Annotated in this window: 11 protein-coding genes and 1 pseudogene; 8 read left to right on the plus strand and 4 right to left on the minus strand. The window is 58.4% G+C overall.

Annotation, left to right across the window (positions count from 1 at the left end):
- From NZ960_05695 to NZ960_05730, 8 genes are all read left to right on the plus strand, one after another.
- Positions 1-529, plus strand: a 529-nt coding sequence (locus tag NZ960_05695; GenBank protein ID MCS7177094.1) for an immunoglobulin domain-containing protein, incomplete at its 5' end; no start/stop codon positions are given.
- 92 nt (positions 530-621) lie between these two features.
- Positions 622-2031, plus strand: coding sequence for an immunoglobulin domain-containing protein (locus NZ960_05700; GenBank protein ID MCS7177095.1), 1410 nt, complete (start codon positions 622-624; stop codon positions 2029-2031).
- Positions 2032-2176: 145 nt separating this feature from the next.
- Positions 2177-2944, plus strand: a complete 768-nt coding sequence (recO, locus tag NZ960_05705) for a DNA repair protein RecO (GenBank protein ID MCS7177096.1) — start codon at positions 2177-2179, stop codon at positions 2942-2944.
- Positions 2908-4257 carry a hemolysin family protein gene (locus NZ960_05710; protein ID MCS7177097.1) on the plus strand — a complete coding sequence of 450 codons (1350 nt, stop codon included), beginning with the start codon at positions 2908-2910 and terminating at the stop codon, positions 4255-4257. Before recO ends, NZ960_05710 begins: the two co-directional genes overlap by 37 nt.
- Entirely contained in the window at positions 4238-5524 is a 1287-nt protein-coding gene (locus NZ960_05715; GenBank protein MCS7177098.1) for an insulinase family protein, read from the plus strand. The genes NZ960_05710 and NZ960_05715 overlap by 20 nt, the downstream gene beginning before the upstream one ends.
- Positions 5517-6869, plus strand: coding sequence for an alkaline phosphatase family protein (locus tag NZ960_05720; protein ID MCS7177099.1), 1353 nt, complete (start codon positions 5517-5519; stop codon positions 6867-6869). Before NZ960_05715 ends, NZ960_05720 begins: the two co-directional genes overlap by 8 nt.
- A 65-nt stretch (positions 6870-6934) precedes the next feature.
- A complete protein-coding gene (locus NZ960_05725; protein MCS7177100.1) occupies positions 6935-8482 on the plus strand; it encodes a YifB family Mg chelatase-like AAA ATPase in 1548 nt (515 codons plus the stop codon).
- On the plus strand, positions 8479-9615 hold the full coding sequence (locus NZ960_05730) for a 4-phosphoerythronate dehydrogenase (protein ID MCS7177101.1): 1137 nt from the start codon (positions 8479-8481) through the stop codon (positions 9613-9615). Before NZ960_05725 ends, NZ960_05730 begins: the two co-directional genes overlap by 4 nt.
- Before the next feature lie 148 nt (positions 9616-9763).
- On the opposite strand, the pseudogene NZ960_05735 reads toward NZ960_05730, so the two are convergent.
- The 4 genes and pseudogenes from NZ960_05735 to NZ960_05750 all read right to left on the minus strand — a co-directional run bounded on the left by NZ960_05735 (position 9764) and on the right by NZ960_05750 (position 14534).
- A pseudogene (locus NZ960_05735) lies at positions 9764-10525 on the minus strand (MFS transporter).
- Positions 10526-10536: 11 nt separating this feature from the next.
- Complete coding sequence (locus tag NZ960_05740; protein ID MCS7177102.1) at positions 10537-10695, minus strand: hypothetical protein; 159 nt, start codon at positions 10693-10695, stop codon at positions 10537-10539.
- A 4-nt stretch (positions 10696-10699) separates the two neighbouring features.
- A complete protein-coding gene (locus NZ960_05745) occupies positions 10700-11440 on the minus strand; it encodes a glycosyltransferase family 2 protein (GenBank protein MCS7177103.1) in 741 nt (246 codons plus the stop codon).
- A gap of 13 nt (positions 11441-11453) precedes the next feature.
- Complete coding sequence (locus NZ960_05750; protein MCS7177104.1) at positions 11454-14534, minus strand: DUF2723 domain-containing protein; 3081 nt, start codon at positions 14532-14534, stop codon at positions 11454-11456.
- Positions 14535-14542 lie beyond the last annotated feature (8 nt).

Consider the following 14542-nt stretch of genomic DNA (forward strand, 5'->3'; position numbering starts at 1 on the left):
TGAGGTAGTGAGCCTGCCGCGGATTGTGCAGGATGTTCCGGCGACGGTGCAGGTGGCAATAGGGCAGCCACTGGTGTTGCAGATCCAGGCCAGTGGGGATGGGTTGGAGTATCAGTGGTACAAGGACGGGCAGGCGATCGCGGGGGCGAGGGGGGCTCGGTATGAGAAGGCAGCAGCGGAGCAAGGGGACGCTGGGGTGTACTGGTGTGTGGTGCGCAATGGATGTGATTCGGTGCGCAGTAGTCAGGTGCGGGTACAGGTTGTGGTTGGGGTTGCGGAGGCTGACGAGGGGGTGGAGATAGAGGTGAATCCGCAGCCGGTGGTAGGGAAGGCGATGGAGGTGCGGTATGGGGTGAGTGGGGAGGGGGTGTTGGTGGTGCGGGATGCGTCGGGGCGGGAGGTTGGTCGGTGGCGGGTTGTTGGGGAGGGGAAGGTGACGGTGGAGGTTGGGGGTAGTGGGGTGTATGTGGTACAGGTGGAGCGACAGGGGAGGGTTGTCGGGCAGCGGGTAGTGGTAGTGGTACGGTAAGGAGTAGCCGGCAGGGGAAAGCTCTTCCCCTGCCGGCTCTGTATTTTTGTGGCGACGACGGTTTTTGTATCCTCAACGTGGAGGGTTGACCTATGCGGTTGGTGCTTCCCAGGCAAGTGGTGCTGTGTGGTCTGATAGCCGTCAGCACTGGAATCGCGAACAAGATCATCACAACCCCTCTGCCCGAGACTGTGGAAGTATGTGTCGGGCAGGACACGACGATTTGCGTCTATGCAATCCCATTGGTTGCCGGTGACCAACTGCGCTACCGATGGTACAAGGACGGAACACAGATTCCGGGCGAGGATCAATCTTGCCTTACAATCCGCAATCCACAGTTTGTGGACGACCAGAGCCTCTACGAGGTGGAGGTAGAATCGTACTACGTCACCGGTAACAACCAGGTCGTCGTTACTGCACGGGAACGCTCAGCGACAACCTTGCGCGTCTACGAGCCCGCTACCATCATTTCTCAGGCGCAGAACTGGAGTGGCTGCGAAGGGCGTCTGCTCACTCTGAGCGTAACGGTCAGCGGCAGTGGCCTGAGCTTTCAGTGGTACAGAGAGGGTCAGCCTGTACCCGGAGCCAATAGCTCGACGTACAGCGCCATCGCTTCACCCCAGCAACACAACGGAACCTGGTGGTGTGTGATTACTAATCCCTGTGGCTCTATAACGACCGACCGAGTACGAGTGGAAGTCCGGGAGCTTCCACAGATCACTCGCCAACCGAGCTCGATCGCAGAATGCGTAGGACGACAGGTAACGTTGAACGTAGAGGCTACAGGTGCTTCTCCGCTCAACTACCAGTGGTACCGCAACGGTGTACCCGTGGGGACAGGACAGTCCTACACCTTCACTGTTGACCGAACTACGGAAGGAGAGTACTGGGTAGTCGTCAGCAACCAGTGTGGACAGACTCAGTCACGTCGCGTCGTAGTCACAGCCTACCTACCACCGCAGATCACGCTCCAGCCTCAGAGTGTGCGGGCATCCCAGGGACAGCGCATCGTCCTACGTGTAGAAGCCGCAGGCAAGCTCCCCTTGCGCTACCAATGGCAGAAGAACGGGCAAGATATCCCAGGAGCCACCAGCAACACCTATGTAATTGATCGTGCACAGAAGGCTGACGAAGGTCGGTATCGCTGTAGGGTTCAGAATGATTGTGGCGAGGCTTCGTCAAATGAAGCAGAAGTAGTGGTAGAGGCTGTCTCGGTTTCCTCGGGCACTGAAGCTAGCGGATACCGGCTCTATCCTGTTACCCCGTCCCCCGTAGTAGGGACTGCGCTAGTGCGCTTTATTGCCCCAGGAATGAACCCCATGCGCCTTGCCCTCTACGATGCATATGGCCGGAGAGTGACAATCGTAGCAGAGGGGAACTTTGAGAGTGAGCATGCTCTATGGCTCCGCCCAGAAGAGTTTGGACTTGCTCCGGGTGTCTACATGCTCCGGTTAGAAACCCGGGACATGGTGCTGCAGCAACCTTTCATTGTCGTCCGCTAGTAGGTCTTCAAGACAACTACTACTGCAGGGGGCGGCCAACGCCGCCCCCTGTTTTTTTGAGCAGCATAGTCCATGACGAGTTCTGCCCTCCGTCTACGTCTATACCACCACAGCAGACAGGGCGAAAGCCCTTGCTCCTCCGACTATGGTAGCAGAGAGTGCGGCAATTGCCCTCCGTACGCAACGCCATGGGGACACAAGCCTCGTGGCAACCGTTTACACTCAGCAGTTTGGAAAGTGCTCCGTGCTAGCGAAGGGAGCCCGAAGTGTCGGGTCACCGCACAGAGCAGCTTTTGAAGTACCCAACCACATTTGGCTGGTCTTCTACCGTACCCCACGTCGTGAGCTATACTATGTGCGCTCCGCCGACGTAGTAGAGCACTTCCCTCGGCTACGGTCTTCGTTGGACCACACGGCGGTGGCACTCTCTATCGCTGAAAGTGTGTACCTTACGCAACGCCCGGAGGAGCCTAACCCCGTGCTTTTCAGCTTGCTCCTGCAGGCCTTACGGAGCGTTGACCGCAGTCCAACACCACCTTTCAGCGTTGCTGTTGCCTTCATGCTACGGCTCCTCCACTTGTTGGGCTTTGCTCCTTCGCTGCAAGTAGCCACCTTGCGGGAACCCACCACTCAGTACTCTCTGAGCCTCGAGGATGGGCGTTTCGTTCCTTACAGTTCGCCGCAGCATACTACCTTCACAGGCACTATGCTCACTCTCGAAGATGTGCAGACCCTCCAGAGTCTGCGGGAGCTACCTCTGGAGGTAGCCTCCAGCATCTCGCTACCTGCTGAGCGGGCTGCCAACCTACTGCGCAGCTTCGTTGCCTACCTAGAGCACCACCTCGAGCATCCACTCCCATTGCAAAGCTTAGTACTGTGGAATGTCCCATCTCCACCATTGGCAACCCGCTGAAGGGAATGCTCGGGGGGATCCTACTGACAGCTGCTTTAGTGCTCCTCAATGCCTTCTTCGTCGCGGCTGAGTTCGCTCTCGTCAAGGTAAGGGAAGCACAGCTCCAGCTAGAGCTGCAGCGGTGGCGCTCCTTAACGCGCTTAGCTCTCCATATGCGCCGGAACTTAGATGCTTACCTATCGGCAACGCAACTTGGCATCACCTTCGCCAGCTTGGGCCTTGGATGGATTGGGGAACCCGTGGTTGCACGGATGCTGATGTCTTTGTTCTCCTTCCTCGGCCTCCCCTTGAGTCCTGATGCAGCCCGTGGCATCGCTCTCCCAAGCGCTTTCCTACTGATTACGACACTTCACATTGTCCTGGGAGAATTAGCTCCGAAGTCCATCGCTATTCAATACCCTCGTACCGTAAGTCTTGCCCTTGCCCCAGTCCTGCAGGGCTTCTTCTTCCTGTTCCGCCCGCTCATCAGCTTCCTCAACGGCCTCTCGTGGCTCCTCCTGCACGCTCTTGGACTGCGCCCTACCAGAGACGTAGAACTCCACAGCGCTGAGGAACTCCAGTACGTTGTCCGCGAGCAGCTAGAATTAGAGCCCCAGCAGCGCGAACTCCTGGAGAACGTTCTCCGCTTCCCACAGGTGACAGCACGCCAGATCATGGTGCCGCGGACAGAGATCGTAGCCATCGAGCGCTCCATGAGCAGTGAGCAAATCGTAGAGCTCTTCCTGGAGGAGGGATACTCCCGGATGCCCGTCTACGAAGGGACCTTGGACACGATTGTTGGGATCGTCTATGCACGCGACGTCCTACGCCTTCTCTGGCACCGGAACCTCATCATCCTCGATGACATCATCCGGCCTGCATACTTCGTCCCAGAAGAAGAGCCGATTGAGCGCATCCTCCGCACCATGCAGCAACGCCACATTCACATGGCAATTGTCGTGGATGAGTTCGGAGGTACGGCAGGACTCGTTACACTGGAGGACGTACTGGAAGAGCTTGTAGGAGAGATCCAGGACGAGTACGACGAAGAATCACCACCCGTCCAACCCCTTGCTGCCAATCGTTTCCTAGTCCGCGCAACAGCCACAGTCGCAGACGTCAACGAGTTACTGCCTGTTCCGCTGCCCCAGTCCGAGGAGTATGGGACCGTCGGCGGCCTCATCACAATGCACATCGGAGGTATCCCAGCTGAGCAGACGAAGTGCCAGCTCGGCGAATACACGTGCCGTATCCTCAAAACGTCCAAGCGGCGGATAGAAATGGTGGAACTGGAATTGCCATCGACAGTCCCTCATGGGGATTCGACGGCGTAGTGCACTGCCACCTCGGTTACCGGTTGAACGAGCCTACGCTCTTTGGTGTCTGCCAAATGGCATTACAGTGCTGAGTGAGCAGATTCCGTCTGCGTACTCCGTAGTGCTCGGCATCTGGGTTCTCGCCGGCAGTCGGGATGAAAACCCCTCGTACAACGGTGTCGCCCACCTCTTAGAGCACCTGGTAGCTGGCTCTTCACAGCGCTACTCTGCCTATCAGTTAGCGATTGCCTTTGAGAAGCTCGGTGCAGAGATCAACGCATACACGACCAAGGAGCTAACATGCTACTATGTGCAGACGCTCCGTACCTCTTTCCATCGCGTTCTGGAGCTGTTAGTCGAGCAGCTCCTTCATCCTCGGTATAGTCCGCGGCTCCTAGAGCGAGAACGCCGGATTATCAGCGAAGAGCTTCTCAGCTACGCCGACGACCCTGAGGAGACGCTCTACGAGCATGCCGAACGCTTACTCTTCGGCGACCATCCCCTCAGCTTACCGATTACGGGCACACGCGAGACCTTGGAGCGAATATCGCCAGAAGTCGTCGCCGATTTCCATTCCCGCTTCTACGTCGGGGAACGAATTCTCGTCGGCGTTACTGGGAATATCTCGCCTGAGGAGGTCTTCACAGCCATCTCCTCAGCACTCGCCTCGATTCCATCAATCCGGGTCCCTCTTCCCCGGCGCACCCCACCGAGGCTGCAGTCTGGCGGCGAACTAACCCTTTACTGCCCATTCCATCAGGGCTATATCACGGCTGCCCGTTTGCTTCCGAAGCTTTCGTCACAGGAGCGAGCTGCTCTGGCACTTCTGAACTTCCTCTTGGCTGAAGGATGGAGCTCGAGACTCTACCAGCGCATCCGCGAGCGTTACGGGTTAGCCTACCACATCACTTCCGAGCTAGAGTGGTTCTCTGACTGCGGGATGTGGAGCATTACCGCTAGCGGTAGCCCTTCGGGACTCGCTCGAATCGAGCAGCTTATCTCCTCCGAACTCCAGCACCTCGTCCAGGAAGGTATCCGGCCGAGTGAATTCTCCCGCGGGCGCAATTTTCTCCGAGCCAGGCTTGCGATGCTCCTCGACAACCCCGCCGACTCGCTCGCTGCCCTGGCGCGGGCCATTCTGCTAGACGATGGTCACGAACCATTCCCCCATGTCTTCCAGTCCCTAGAATCCCTCTCCCACGAGCATGTCAACCTCCTAGCCGCCCGTTACTGTAGCCCAGAGCAGTGGAGTACCATCCGACTCCTCCCAAAAGGCCATGCGTAGCACTGCACTGCTTCTCGTCTTCATCGCCTGTAGCGCAGTTCCCATCCTACGGGCTCAGCATCCCATACTCCACGCTGGCCCCATGCTAGGCAGCTCTACCATGCGGGAGGTCTGCATCTGGGTCCAAACTCGACAAGAAGCCTCCGTTGAGATCGCCTACTGGGATACAGCAACTCCACAGGTGCGTCACCGGACCCATCCTGCTCCGACTACCTGGTGGTTCGGCAGCCATATAGCCCGCATCCAAGTCAGCGGCCTCTTGCCGGGACGGGTTTACGAGTACGAACTCTACCTCAACGGCGAGCGTGTCACATTTCCATACCGGCTCACGTTTCGCACGCCCCCTCTCTGGCAGTGGCGCAGCGATCCGCCAACCTTTCGCGTCGCTGCTGGCAGTTGTGCCTTCATTAACGACACCCTGTTTGATCGACCGGGTCCACCCTACGGTGGAGACTACGAAATCTTTGAGAGCATCGCAAACTTGCAACCAGAGCTGATGCTCTGGCTCGGCGATAACGTCTACTTCCGCGAGGCAGACTGGGACTCCCACTACGGAATGGTGGCTCGGTACACTCATGACCGAGCCCTCCCCCAACTGCAGCGACTCTTAGCAACGGTCCACCATTATGCCATCTGGGACGACCACGACTACGGACCAAACGACAGCGACCGCAGCTTCATGCACAAGCACATTGCCCGTCAAACCTTCGCGAACTTCTGGTGCAACCCTGCGTATGCACACGGGATTGATGGCACCGGCACAGGCGGAATCACCACCAGCTTCAGCTGGGGAGATGTGGACTTCTTCCTGCTAGACAATCGCTTCTGGCGCACTCCCAATCGTCTCCGCTCCGAACCTCGCACTATCTTGGGGGAAGAGCAGTTCCGCTGGCTGCGGGAAGCACTGGTCAGCAGCCGGGCAACCTTTAAAGTGGTCGCCATTGGTGGACAAGTGCTCAATCCCACGCCCGTCTTCGAGACCTACGCCAACTGTGCTCCAGAGGAGCGAGAAAAGCTGCTGAACTTCCTGTACCAGGAGCGCATCCCTGGTGTGATCTTCCTCAGTGGTGACCGGCACTTCACGGAACTCTCGCGTCTAGAACGACCAGGCCTCTATCCCCTCTACGAGCTGACGGTATCACCTCTCACGGCCTCTCCCTTCCAGCGTGCTGCCCAGGAGCCTAACCCTCTTCGTGTCCCTGGGACGCTCGTTACAGAACGGAACTTTGCCGTCTTGGAGTTCGCTGGAGAGAGTAGCAACCGTCGGCTCCAAATTCGGGTCTACAACAGCAAAGGCAAACTACTGTGGGAACGGATTATCCGAGCAGCGGAACTGCAGCCGTAGCGGTGCGGCTGTAATGAAAGCTCTAAATTGCTCACTACTGTGACACAGTTTGCTGCTCACCACCCATGGCGTACGCACAGGTCTGGTCTGCAGCCATCTTTGGGATCGAGGCGCTCCGGATTGAGATTGAAGTCCACTTGGAAAATGCCTTTCCAGGTGTCAGCATCGTAGGGCTGCCGGACTCTGCCGTCAAAGAGGCGCGCGAACGTGTCTGGGCGGCGCTGAAGAGCTCCGGTTTCAGCTTTCCAAACAAGCGAATCACGATCAACCTGGCACCAGCGGACATCCGAAAAGAGGGTAGTGCATTTGATCTCCCAATAGCCATCGGCATCCTCACAGCAACAGGGCTCATTCCACACGAGCGCCTGGATGGACTCATGGTTTTGGGCGAATTGGCGCTAGATGGCGAAGTCCGGTCCATTCGCGGAGCCTTACCAATCGCGCTTCACGCGCTCCGCGAAAGGATCCCTCGGCTTCTGCTTCCAGTTGCCAACGCCGCTGAGGCCGCCCTGGTGGAAGGCATAGAAGTACTCCCTGTGAAGACGCTCCAGCAGGCCGTACGGTACCTCTGCGGTGAAGTAGCTATCCAGCCCTTTCGAGTCAACGTGCAAGAGCTCTTCGAGCAGGAGCAGCATACCATCCTCCTCGACTTCTCCGATGTCCGGGGCCAAGAGAATGCAAAGCGGGCATTGGAGATTGCAGCCGCAGGGGGTCATAATGTGCTCATGTTGGGGCCACCGGGCTCGGGAAAGACAATGCTGGCGAAGCGGCTGCCCGGTATCCTCCCTCCGATGACGCTGGAAGAGGCATTGGAGACAACTAAAATCCACTCCGTGGCGGGCCTGCTGGCGCCTGGCCAAGCGCTCGTCACGACTCGGCCGTTCCGCGCTCCTCACCACACCATTTCTGACACTGCCCTCGTCGGAGGCGGGGTTGGGACCATACGGCCCGGAGAGATCTCGTTGGCCCATCATGGAGTCCTCTTCCTGGACGAGCTGCCGGAGTTCCCTCGTAACGTCTTAGAGGTCCTCCGGCAGCCCTTAGAGGAGCGGCGCATCACAATCTCCCGAACGAAGATGACAGTTGAATACCCTTGCAACGTCATGCTCGTCTGCGCCATGAACCCTTGTCCCTGTGGCAACTTCGGCAACCCCAACCAGACATGCACTTGTACACCCCACCAGATTCAGCGCTACTTGGCAAAGATTTCTGCGCCACTCCTCGACCGGATTGACATCCACGTAGAAGTGCCAGCCGTCAAATACCACGAACTTAGCATCGAGCGCTCTGGAGAACCTTCTGCCACCATCCGAGAGCGTGTCATCCGAGCGCGGCAGCGCCAGGCTGAGCGTTTCCAAGGTCTTCCGGGGATTTACAAGAATGCCGACATGGGGACACAGGAAATCCGGCGCTTCTGCCGCCTCGATGCCCGCGGGCAAGAACTACTCCGAACGGCAATGAGCCGCTTGGGGCTCTCAGCCCGCGCCTATGACCGAATCCTCAAAGTTGCTCGCACAATTGCCGACTTGGAAGGCAGCGAGGCTATTCTGCCTCACCACTTGGCCGAAGCCATCCAGTACCGCACTCTGGACCGCCAGTACTGGTGTCGATGAGACGCCTCGTGTGCTGCTTCGACCCTAAAATCCCCCTGCTAGCAGAGGTCCTAGGCTCCCACGTAGACCTTCGCCCAATTGAGGGACCGAAGCTCAGTCGGGAAGTGCTCCGTCAACTTCGCTGCGACGCCCTCTTCGTACGGGCCCACACCCGGGTTGACGCTTCCCTCATAGAAGGGACCCCCGTTCGTTTTGTCGGCACTCCCAGCTCCGGTATAGACCACATCGCTGTGGAGGAGCTTCAAGAGCTTGGCATCACGGTTGCCCATGCACCCGGCTGTAATGCTAACGCCGTTGCAGAGTATGTCGTCGTTGCACTGCTCCTTTGGGAGGCATTACTGCCAAAGCAACTCTCGGAAGAGCGCCTAGGGATTATCGGCTTTGGACATATCGGACGCAGAGTTGCTCGTTATGCCCGCCAGCTTGGTATGGACATATGGGTGTACGACCCACCTCTAGCTCGCCAAGGGTTTGAGTTCCCAGAGTGGGTGCGCTGTGTCCCTACCCTCCAGGAGCTTTGCAGGAACTGCTCTGCCATCACTTTGCATGTCCCCCTAACCCGGGATGGTCCGGACGCTACGTGGCACTTACTGGATTCAGAGCTTCTCGCCGAAATTCCAAGCGGCGCGCTCCTTGTCCAGACATCGCGAGGCGGGGTCGTCGCTGAATTAGCTTTGGAAATCGCGATAGCGGAGAGGCAACTCTCGACTGCGATTGACGTATGGGAGCAAGAGCCTCAGTGCAATTGGCGCTTGGCAGAGAACGCTCTACTGGCGACTCCCCACATTGCTGGCTACACATGGCAGGCGCGAGTCCGTTGTACATACACACTCGTCCGGCATTTCGCCGCCTGGGCACAGCTCCCCGTATCAGAAGCCCCTTTACAGTCGGCATTGGAGGAGTCCATTGCACCTCCTCCTGCTACAATCCCTTGGGAAGATCGGCTCAGCTTACTCCGGCTCCTCCTCCAGCGCCGCAAGGTAGATGTGGACTCCCATACCCTCCGCTCATGGCGACATCTCTCTCCCAGCTGCCAAGAGCAGGCGTTCCGCTCTTACCGGGACAACTACCCACGCCGGCCAGAAACTCTCTGGCTTCCTGAGGACTCACCCATGCCCTGTCAGCGAACGTAGTAGCAGACGCAGTCCCCAGCGCCCTTGAGAGTTCACCAATGAGACTACCCCCATGAGAGCTGCCGAAGCGGCAAACACCCACTCTATTCCCACCGATGCTGCAAGCATGCTGCCAAGTAGAGGACCGAGGAGATTGCCCACCAGGGTCGCAACTGCTACCGATCCCGATGATGCTGCTTCGTAGGGATACCGGCGCCGAATGGCCTAGCAGAGTATACAGTAGAGGCACAATCCCTGCCACAGTCACGCCAGTGAGCGCCCGCAGAAAGATGACGAGCTCGTAGTGTGGTGCCATTGCCTGCGCCGCATACACGACAGCAGCCAACGCAGTGCAGAGGAGGAGAATCCTCCGATAGCCATACTGCTCAGCGCAGCGTGCCCACAGCGGAGAAGCCGCTGCCATCAGAGCCCCGGCAATCCCAACCGAAAGACCCGTGAACGTTGACAGCAACCATCGCGGGGCTCCGAGGTGCTCAAGGTATAGCGGGAAAACCGGGGCTGGCAGCATCATCGCTGCTTGTACGGCCACAATTCCTGCTATGAGACTCACCATCGCAGGTGTTTTCATGACATGGCGCAGCGGCACCACCAACGAGAAATCTCCCTGTGCTGTTGGTCGGCGATGTTCCCGCAGAAAGCCCCAGACCAATCCCCCGCTGGTAACACAGAGAATACTAACAGCGAAGAAGGTCCATCGCATCCCTACAGCGTCAGAGATGATCCCGCCCACCAGAGGTCCGATGACGCTCCCGCCAGCCGCGGCACTCTGAAGTACCCCCAAAGCATATCCAACCCGTTGCGGAGGAGTCTCAGTAGCTACGAACCCCGTGGTTGCGGCAACGAAGCCGCTGAGGATCCCCTGCAGCAGCCGTAAGGCAAACAGGGTCTCGACTGACTCCGCTAAACCCATTAGGAACACTGTCACTCCCAGCCCAAAAGCAGCACGAACAACAACACGTATAGTGGCAGGAAGGGCAAGAAGGCGTTCATGCCCACCATCGCGATTAGCTGAGCTACCCAGAGGATTCGGAGATTCCAACGCCAGTGGGGGAAAGCTACACCGTCCGAGCTCACGTCCATCCCCTCAGCCGCACGAACGAGCGCAATCACAGTGTAAACGACGAATACGCCACACTTCTATGAGCATTCGCAGCGGGTCACGCAGAAGATGGACGCGTGATCGTGGATCGTTCCGCCACCGGACTGGGATTTGAACGATACGGTAACCGGAGCGAGCCGCTAAGTAGAGAACCTCAACATCAAACGCAAAGCCCCTCAATCGGGTCCGTCGGAACAGTGCTTCTGCTACCTCAGCCCGAAAACCCTTGAAGCCGCATTGTGTGTCCTCAATCTGACGCAGGGCTGGAAGATCGCTGAAGACGACCCATTGAACGAATCGGCGGAAGAGCCGTCCCATCCAGCGCCGATATGCCGGCTGCGCACGGAGAAGCCGACGCGGGTCAAGTTCTCGGCTACCAATGCAGACATCCGCTCCCGCGGCTAAGCGAGCAAGCATCGGCTCCAATTCCTCTATCGGCGTAGAGAGGTCGGCGTCAGTAAACACGCGGTACCGCCCACGCGCTTGGAGCATACCGACTCGTACAGCCTCCCCTTTCCCTCGGTTTGCAGGCAGCTGTATCAACGTCACTGCTGGTGCATACCGAGCAACGACTGCGGAGGTCTCGTCTCGAGAACCGTCGTCTACCACCAGGACTTCCCAGGTGTAGGGCTGCTGGCGAAGGTAGGCAAGAACCTGCTCCAGCGAGCTGCTGATGCGTTCAGCTTCATTGTACGCTGGGATAATCAGCGATAGGTACGGCACCATGGAGTCCTACGGCTTAGAACCGTGGGGTAGTATCCCCCACCGCCGTATCGCCAAGCTTCTGCCTGAGTCGGTCTATGTGAGCTCGCACCTGCGGAACCAACGAGCGCAGGGTCTCATCTGTAGAGCCCTCGTAGCGAGCAAGAATAGCCTGAGCTGTGTCGAGAGCCTCCTGGTACCTACCGTGAGCCTCCAGTGCAGCCAGCGTGACCTCGTTGAGCCGTGCCTGCACCGTCGCGTCGTTCGGATACTCCAGTAGAAGCTGCTGAAGATGGAGCCGTGCCTGCTCGTAGTTACCCATCAGTTGGTAGGCTTCCGCGGCCATCCAGCGAGGATTGTAGTACTGCACGGCTGACTCCCGCTCCTGGATGGCAGGTGTTGTGGCCACGAGCTCCGCAGCCTTTGCAGCGAGAGAGGCGAAGTAGCGTGCCTTCTCGCGAGCGCCTGCACGCTGATAGAGCTGAGCGATGTTGTACGCTAGCCAGTATGAAGGCGGGAATTGCTCAACGGAGATGTAATGGTTCATCGTATCCAGAGCCGCTATCGCCCGAGCTGAGTCCTGACGCTCCAAGACATGGGCAGCATACCGCACGTAGAGCATGCGGTAGTTCGTGATCAGCCGCCGATGGACCTCGTCGTAGAAGACACTCGGGTTATTCAGGTTGCGAAACTTGAAGCCGTAGCGTGGCTCTGTATGGTAGTTGTCGCTATTGTCAACATTGAAGAGGCATGCCTCCATGACACGCGGCTCAATTGCCTCTCCTACTTGTCCAGCCCCTTGCGGTACAGGGCAGACACGGTAGACCATACCCTCCAAGCGGAGATATCGGTCTAAACCCGCATAGGCATCCGAGCCTACCGTGATGGAGAAGTAGACGGGGCGCTCGAAGCGGGTCTGCTGGAGGATGTCCAAAATGAGCTTGTCCTGCACACGGAAGAGGTACAACATTCGCCCCCGCTCCTGCCGCCACTGCATACCGATAAACGTGAAACGCATGTGGCCATCGCGAAGGAGGGCTGAGTCTTGAGTGAAGCGCTCTAGAATCTCGCGGCGTACGGGAATAGCAATATTACGAGCCTCCCCTACCTCCGGCTGGAGTGCCCGCGGCGAATCCTCCGATTCTAAAGCCTCGTCGGGGAAACTCAAGGGGATCCTCTTGGCCCCGTGCGGCTCTCTATGCTTCAATTGGCGAATGTACCAGAGCGTATTGCCGAGCGAGAGGTTGACCACCCGAATGTCGCGCCGGACTCCAGCTACATCCTGCAGGTACCATAGCGGGAAGGTGTCGTTGTCCCCGTTCGTGAAGAGGATTGCGTCCCGCTCACAGCTCTGCAGGATGTTGTACGAGTGATCAAACGGCAGGTAGTTGCCCGAGCGGTCGTGGAGTTCCCAACCTCCGACCGCCATGTTGACCGGAGCTGCCAGTAATGCAGCCACAGTGCCACCTGCAGCGGCCACAGCAGGAAGCCGCTTCAAGAGGCGCTGACGTAAGAGCTCCGTTACCCTGTAGGCTCCCAGCCCAATCCAGAAGCAGAAGACCAGGAAGGAGCCCACATAGAAGTAATCCCGCTCTCGCGGCTGTGGAAGTTGCTGGTTCTGGGCAATTGCCGCCAGCACCCCCATCAGGAGGAACGACACCAACATCACCCAGCCCGTCCGACGGTCACGATTGAAGTGGTAGAAGAGCCCGAGCAACCCGAGAAGGAACGGGAGAGCGAAGAAGCGTACAGGGAAGACACCGGCGTATCCAGAGTCGTAGTTGTAGGGCAGCGCATCCTTCTTCGTTGCTAGCGGACCAGCGGCCGGGGCATCCTGGACATCGCTCATCCGCCCCACGTAGTTCCACAGGAAGTAGCGGATGTACATGTGCTGGACCTGATACTCCCAGAGGTAGCGCAGCTCCCCTCCCAGGTTGATACGCCGCCATCGTGGAACAGGGACTACAGAGCCATCCCGCCGTTGAACTCGCTCAATCTGGGGGGGATACCAGGGGCCATACTTGGAGTAATGCTGCGAGTAGTAGGGGTCATTGTACCGGTACCGCCGTGGCCACCATGGCGTCTCTCCGTACTGTTCCCGCCCCAAGTAGCTGATGAGCTGCGCCAGCGTCGTTGGCTCGTTCTCGTTCATCGGGGGATGAGAGTTCGAGCGAATCAGGACATGTGCGTACGTCGTGAAGCCCAGCACTACGGCCAGCAGCGAGCTCAAAACGAGCACCGTCAACGCTTTCTGGCGGCGATACGCTTGGTACAGTTGCCACCCCAGAACTCCAAGGAAGGCCAACGTCAACAGTGTAACGATTGGACTGTCCTCCACGAGATGCTCCCGTGCTTCTGTACGGAAGGGTAGGTCGCCAGCCAAAAGGGCCGGCAACCATTGAGCGATCCCCCAGTACACGATAGCGAATCCCCCAAGCGGTATGCCGAGCCATAGCAGCAAGTAGCGTGGATTCCGCAGACGGGCCTCTGCTGGATCCGTCCCGTACTTGCGGAAGACCACTAAGTACAGAATCCCAGGAACCGCTAGGATGCTGAGTAGGTGGACGCCAATCGAGAGCCCTACCAGGTAGGCTGCCAGCAACAGGAAGCGTTCGCTGCCCGGTTCATCAGCCCGGACATACCAGAGGAAGCCCAGGTAGAGGACTATCGCCACGAACAGCAGTGAGAGGGCGTAGACCTCAGACTCGACAGCGTTGAACCACACCGTATCACTGAAGGTCAACGCCAAAGCTCCGACCGTTGCAGCCCCGTAGACCTGCATCGCATCGGTAAGGGATGCCACCGAGGTCTTCCACACCCGCTCCAGCACCAGCACGAGCAACAGGTACAGGAAGACCGAAGCCATGGCACTAGCGAGGGCAGACATGAGGTTGATCCGCCATCCAGGGTCCCCGAACGGCAAGAGATGGAAGAGCTTGCCAAGCATCAGGAACAGCGGTGCACCTGGGGGGTGGGGAACTTGTTGGAGGGCGATAGCTGCAGCAAACTCCCCACAGTCCCAGAAAGGGACCGAAGGTTGCAGCGTAGCAATGTAGGTCACGGCCGAAACCATAAACACAAAAACTGCGGCACCACGCCGCACCGCCGTCGAGCTCATTGCACAGC

Origin of the sequence: Candidatus Kapaibacterium sp. (assembly GCA_025059875.1) — a bacterium.
Lineage (GTDB): Bacteria > Bacteroidota > Ignavibacteria > Kapaibacteriales > HRBIN21 > HRBIN21.

Excerpts from the sequence above, each read along its gene's own strand:
- NZ960_05700 (MCS7177095.1), top strand. The coding sequence starts at position 622 with ATGCGGTTGGTGCTTCCCAGGCAAGTGGTGCTGTGTGGTCTGATAGCC.
- recO (MCS7177096.1), top strand. The coding sequence starts at position 2,177 with ATGGTAGCAGAGAGTGCGGCAATTGCCCTCCGTACGCAACGCCATGGG.
- NZ960_05715 (MCS7177098.1), top strand. The coding sequence starts at position 4,238 with ATGGGGATTCGACGGCGTAGTGCACTGCCACCTCGGTTACCGGTTGAA.
- NZ960_05720 (MCS7177099.1), top strand. The coding sequence starts at position 5,517 with ATGCGTAGCACTGCACTGCTTCTCGTCTTCATCGCCTGTAGCGCAGTT.
- NZ960_05725 (MCS7177100.1), top strand. The coding sequence starts at position 6,935 with ATGGCGTACGCACAGGTCTGGTCTGCAGCCATCTTTGGGATCGAGGCG.
- NZ960_05730 (MCS7177101.1), top strand. The coding sequence starts at position 8,479 with ATGAGACGCCTCGTGTGCTGCTTCGACCCTAAAATCCCCCTGCTAGCA.
- NZ960_05740 (MCS7177102.1), bottom strand. The coding sequence starts at position 10,695 with ATGGACGTGAGCTCGGACGGTGTAGCTTTCCCCCACTGGCGTTGGAAT.
- NZ960_05745 (MCS7177103.1), bottom strand. The coding sequence starts at position 11,440 with ATGGTGCCGTACCTATCGCTGATTATCCCAGCGTACAATGAAGCTGAA.
- NZ960_05750 (MCS7177104.1), bottom strand. The coding sequence starts at position 14,534 with ATGAGCTCGACGGCGGTGCGGCGTGGTGCCGCAGTTTTTGTGTTTATG.